We start from the raw sequence: 1,040 nt of genomic DNA, 5'->3' as shown, positions 1-1,040 counted from the left end.
TCCATGGCCTATGATCTCGATGCGTCGCGCACACTCTACGGCCTTGATCGTACCGGCTTTCTCGACCTGATGAACAAGGAAGCCGTGGGGAGATCGCTGGCCCATGCGGCGCTGATCAAGCCGGACGGCTCTTTCGTCATGAGCGCCAAGACCGACACGGAGTTCGCCATGCCCGAGCCGCCGGAAGGCGCGGTGGCCAGCGCTGCCGACGGCAAGCCGGTGCTGATCGAACCGAAAACGCGCAACATCATGGGCGCCATCGTCAAGCTGCGGGAGATCGAAGGGCTCTATCTCTACACCATTCGGCTCGTCGATCCCGAAGTGATCAAGGCACGGCAGATCGTCAGGTCCAACACCGACGAATATCGGGGGCTGGAAGATAACCGCCGTACCTCGCAGGTGGCCTTCGCGCTGCCCTATCTGTCGCTGACGCTCATCATCATCCTGTCCGCGATCTGGACCGGCATTGCGGTCGCCGACCGTCTGGTGCGGCCCATTCGCCAGCTTATCGGCGCCGCCGACGAGGTCGCGACCGGCAATCTCGACGTAGCCGTTCCCGTCAGGCCTTCGGACGGCGATGTCGCGTCGCTCGGCGATACGTTCAACAAGATGCTTCTCGAACTTAAATCGCAGCGCAATGAGATCCTGTCGGCCAAGGACCTGATCGACGAACGGCGCCGCTTCTCCGAAGCCGTGCTTGCCGGCGTTACCGCCGGCGTCATCGGCGTCGATCCCTACGGCATCGTCACCATCGTCAACCGCTCGGCCGAGGCGATGCTGGCGATTTCGGCCAGCGCAGCCCTTGGGCAGAATCTTTCCGCCGTACTGCCGCATGTCGGCCGCGTCTTCGAGATCGGTCGCAAGTCCGGCAAACCCGTCTATCGCGAGCAGGTGACCTTTTACCGCGCCGGTGCCGAGCGGACCTTCAACGTGCAGATCACCATCGAGGCCGGCGACGACGGCTCGGAGGAAAAATCCTATGTCGTGACGGTCGACGACATCACCGACCTGGTTCAGGCGCAGCGCTCGTCGGCCTGGGC

The 1,040-nt window shown here is 63.3% G+C and carries 1 protein-coding gene; it reads left to right on the top strand.

What is annotated here, in order from left to right; translation table 11 throughout:
* Positions 1-1,040: HAMP domain-containing protein (locus tag EOC06_RS42750; RefSeq protein ID WP_245469723.1), on the top strand; the 1,040-nt coding region annotated here is incomplete at both ends.

This window comes from Mesorhizobium sp. M7A.F.Ca.MR.362.00.0.0 (assembly GCF_004023175.1).
GTDB lineage: Bacteria > Pseudomonadota > Alphaproteobacteria > Rhizobiales > Rhizobiaceae > Mesorhizobium.
This window is presented reverse-complemented; position numbering and strand designations above follow the sequence as displayed.